Origin of the sequence: Allokutzneria sp. NRRL B-24872, assembly GCF_002155965.1 — a bacterium.
Taxonomy (GTDB): Bacteria; Actinomycetota; Actinomycetes; order Mycobacteriales; family Pseudonocardiaceae; genus Allokutzneria.
Window position 1 is genome coordinate 1 of record NZ_MUMH01000194.1, and the last position, 4,125, is coordinate 4,125.

4 protein-coding genes are annotated in these 4,125 nt (G+C 67.4%); all 4 read right to left on the reverse strand.

Translation table 11 applies throughout. The annotated features are described in order from the left end of the window. Window positions 1–842 (reverse strand): ATP-dependent Clp protease ATP-binding subunit ClpX (locus tag CCN37_RS35045; RefSeq protein WP_086829333.1); only part of this gene is annotated, 842 nt, incomplete at its 3' end. Between the two features lie 253 nt (window positions 843–1,095). Beyond that, window positions 1,096–1,722, reverse strand: coding sequence for an ATP-dependent Clp protease proteolytic subunit (locus CCN37_RS35050; RefSeq protein ID WP_086829339.1), 627 nt, complete (start codon window positions 1,720–1,722; stop codon window positions 1,096–1,098). A 32-nt stretch (window positions 1,723–1,754) separates the two neighbouring features. Continuing rightward, complete coding sequence (locus CCN37_RS35055) at window positions 1,755–2,363, reverse strand: ATP-dependent Clp protease proteolytic subunit (RefSeq protein WP_086829335.1); 609 nt, start codon at window positions 2,361–2,363, stop codon at window positions 1,755–1,757. A 207-nt stretch (window positions 2,364–2,570) separates the two neighbouring features. Then, window positions 2,571–3,917, reverse strand: coding sequence for a trigger factor (gene tig, locus CCN37_RS35060; protein ID WP_086829337.1), 1,347 nt, complete (start codon window positions 3,915–3,917; stop codon window positions 2,571–2,573). Window positions 3,918–4,125: the final 208 nt, after the last annotated feature.

The window sequence follows — 4,125 nt, forward strand, 5'->3', positions numbered from 1 at the left end:
GGGATCAGGCCGAACTTGATCAGGTCCTCCGGCATGACGTCGCCGAAGACGTCGGCGGCGTCGGTCTCGGCCTTGGACCGGATCTCCGCGCCGAAGCCGAGGCCGCGCTTGCCGACCCGGTCCTGCACGATCCGCTCCAGGCCCGCGAAGGCACCGGCCACGATGAACAGCACGTTCGTTGTGTCGATCTGGATGAACTCCTGGTGCGGGTGCTTGCGACCGCCCTCGCCGGAGACGTCCCTGGTGATCGAGGGGTTCTCGCTCTTGCGAGCGATCTTGTCCACCTCGTCGATGTAGATGATGCCGGTCTCGGCGCGCTTGACGTCGTAGTCGGCGGCCTGGATCAGCTTGAGCAGGATGTTCTCGACGTCCTCGCCCACGTAGCCGGCCTCGGTGAGGGCGGTGGCGTCGGCGATGGCGAACGGGACGTTCAGCAGCTTCGCCAGGGTCTGGGCGAGGTAGGTCTTGCCGCAACCGGTCGGGCCGAGCAGCAGGATGTTGGACTTGCCCAGTTCGATGTCGTTCTGGCCGTCCTTGATCCGGTCGCCCGCCTGGATGCGCTTGTAGTGGTTGTAGACCGCCACCGACAGCGTGCGCTTGGCATCGCCCTGCCCGATCACGTACTGGTCGAGGAAGTCGTGGATCTCGGCGGGCTTGGGCAGCTCGTCGAGCTTGACGTCGCCGGCCTCGGCCAGCTCCTCTTCGATGATCTCGTTGCAGAGGTCGATGCACTCGTCGCAGATGTAGACGCCGGGGCCGGCGATGAGCTTCTTCACCTGCTTCTGACTCTTCCCGCAGAAAGAGCATTTCAGCAGGTCGCCGCCGTCACCGATACGTGCCATGGCCGTTGACCTCTGTCCCCTCCGGCGCACCAGCACGCGCGCCTGGCCGTCTACGTCCTCGACGGTACCCGTCCCACCCGGAAAAGCGAGAGTGGTAGGACACGTCTGCCGAACTGTCGTGCTCCGAACGTGTCCTCGGTAAGTGAGTCACAAGCCTCTCTCGAACACGCCGAGCGCGCAACGGAAACCGCGCCGCTCGGCGTGTCGAGGCAGGACCACTCGTCTGCTGCAGCACCTGCTCGCGAACTGAAAGCTAGTTCGCGGAGAGCTTCCGGTACGGCATGACCTCGTCGATGATGCCGTACTCCTTGGCCTCGTCGGCCGTGAGGATCTTGTCACGGTCGATGTCGGCGCGGACCTGCGCGGGGGTGCGCTTGGTGTGCCGCGCCAGCGTGGTCTCCAGCAGCTGGCGAACGCGCTGGATCTCGTTGGCCTGGATCTCCAGGTCGGAGACCTGGCCGTACACGCCCTCGGTGGCGGGCTGGTGGATCAGCACCCGGGTGTTGGGCAGCGCGGAGCGCTTGCCCGGGGTGCCCGCGGCCAGCAGCACCGCGGCCGCGGAGGCGGCCTGGCCGAGGCAGACGGTGCGGATGTCCGGGCGGACGTACTGCATGGTGTCGTAGACGGCCATCAGCGAGGTGAAGGAGCCACCGGGGGAGTTGATGTACATCTCGATGTCGCGGTCCGGGTCGGCGGACTCCAGGTACAGCAGCTGCGCCATGACGTCGTTGGCGGAGACGTCGTCGAGCTGGCTGCCGACGAAGATGATCCGCTCCTCGAACAGCTTGTTGTAGGGGTTGGACTCCTTGACCCCGTAGTTCGTCCGCTCGACGAAGGACGGGAGGATGTACCTGGACTGCGGGGAGCGTGATTCGCTCATCATGTTCCTGCTCTCCTATCCGGTTCGGCGGTTCAGCGGGTCTGGGCGGCGCGGCTGATCACGGAGTCGATGAAGCCGTAGTCCTTGGCTTCCTCGGCGGTGAACCAGCGGTCGCGGTCGGAGTCGGCCACGATCTTCTCGACGGTCTGACCGGTCTGCGACGCGATCAGCTCGGCCATCTCGCGCTTGTGCTTGACCAGCATCTGGGCCTGGATCTCGATGTCGGCCGCCGTACCGCCGACACCGGCGGAGGGCTGGTGCATCATGATCCGCGCGTGCGGGAGGGCGTAGCGCTTGCCCCTGGTGCCCGCGGAGAGCAGGAACTGGCCCATGGAGGCGGCCAGGCCCATGCCGTAGGTGGCCACGTCCGGCTCGATGAACTCCATCGTGTCGTAGATGGCCATGCCCGCGGTGACGGAGCCGCCGGGCGAGTTGATGTAGAGCTTGATGTCCTCGTCAGGGTTCTCCGCGGCAAGCAGCAGCATCTGCGCGCAGATCTGGTTGGCGATGTTGTCGTCCACCTGCGAGCCCAGGACGATGATGCGCTCGCGGAGCAGGCGCTCGTACACCGAGTCGTTGAGGTTCAGCCCGCTGCTGCTCGCCCGCATCATGGGCGTCGGGACGGTCTCGTGCTGCGTCACGTCTGCCTGCCTTTTCCAACGATGTTCGGTGGCCTTGGAGATCTCGTGCCGCCACCGGGGCGTCACGGCGGATTCCGCCGGCTGCTGGGAGGATCTTGTTGCATCCGACCCTAACGAAAGCGGGCGGCGTCGTAGTCCCGACACCGCCCGCGTTCGCTCAGAGCGTGTCTCGGGGGTGAACCCCGGCACACCTGGAGGGTTCAGTCGTCACTCGGCTGCCGCGGCGACGGGCTCTTCGGTGCCGAAGAGCTCGTCCATGTCGACGGCCGAGCCGGAGGCGTCGGTCACCGTGGCCTTGCGGACGATGCCGGCGAGGGCCTTGCCGCGGCGCACGTCGGCGTAGATCGCGCCGAGCTGGCCGGACTGCTGCGCCCGCTGGACGTACTCGTCCGGGCTGATGCCGAAGCGCTGCGCCTGGTAGACGATGCGCTCGGTCAGCTCGTTGTCGCTGACCTCGACCTGCTCGGCGTCGGCGACGGCGTCCAGCACGAGCTGGGTCTTCACCGTCTCCTCGGCCGCTTCGCGCAGCTCGGAGTCGAACTGCTCGCGGGTCTTGTCCTGGCTCTGCAGCCACTGCTCCAGCTGGGACTCGTCCTGGCCGAAGTTGTAGAGCGCGTCGTACTTGCGCACGTCGACCTCGGCCTCGACCGCGGTCTCCGGCAGCGGGACCTCGACGACGGCCAGCAGCGCCTTGAGGACCTCGTCGCGGGCCTGCATGCCCTGCTGCATGTTCTTGACCCGGCCGAGCCGGGTGCGCAGGTCGGCCTTCAGCTCGTCGAGGGTGTCGAACTCGCTGGCCATCTGGGCGAACTCGTCGTCGGCGTCGGGGAGCTGGCGCTCCTTGATCGACTGCACGACGGCGGTGACCTCGGCGTCCTTGCCCACGTGCTCCCCGGCCACCAGCTTGGTGGTGAAGGCGCGGGTCTCACCCTGGGCGGCGCCGATCAGCGCGTCGTCGATGCCCTCGATGAGCTGGCCGGAGCCGATCTCGTAGGACAGGCCGGAGGTCTTGGCGTCCTCGACGTCCTCGCCGTCGACGGTGGCGGAGAGGTCCAGGACGACGAAGTCGCCCTTCTCGGCCGCGCGCTCGACGCCGACCAGGCTGCCGAAGCGGGCCCGCAGCTCGTCGAGCTGGGTGTCGACCTCTTCGTCGGCGAGTTCGACGTCGTCGACGGTGACGGCGAGCTCACCGAAGGCGGGGACGGTGATCTCCGGGCGGACGTCGACCTCGGCGGTGAAGGCGAGCAGGTCGCCGTCCTCCAGCTTGGTCAGTTCGATGTCCGGGCGGCCGAGGGTGCGCACCTCGCCGGTGTTCACCGCTTCCAGGTACTTGGCCGGGATCGCCTCGTTGACCACCTCGTCGAGGACGACGCCCCGACCAAGGCGGTTCTCCAGGACGCGCGCGGGGGCCTTGCCGGGGCGGAAGCCCGGGATGCGGACCTGCTTGGCGAGCTTCCGGTACGCCCGGTCGAAGTTCGCCTTCAGCTCGTCGAACGGCACCTCGACGTTGATCCGGACGCGCGTCGGGCTCAGCTGCTCGACGGTGCTCTTCACGTATTTCTCCTCGTGCGGACAACAAGCGTGCGCAAACCCCGGCAAACCGGATCCGGCCCCGGGTAACAGCCGCCGAGTCTATGTCAGCCCCAAGACCCCACCTCCACCGCACCCCAAGGCGCCTTGGCTGACGAACGCCGGACAGCGACACGGCAGACGCGAAGCGAACGCGAGAACGCTGGGTCGGCGACCGAACGCACCGTGGGGG

Bases quoted from the DNA above. Each gene is read 5' to 3' on its own strand.
- CCN37_RS35050 (WP_086829339.1), bottom strand. From the start codon at position 1,722: ATGAGCGAATCACGCTCCCCGCAGTCCAGGTACATCCTCCCGTCCTTC.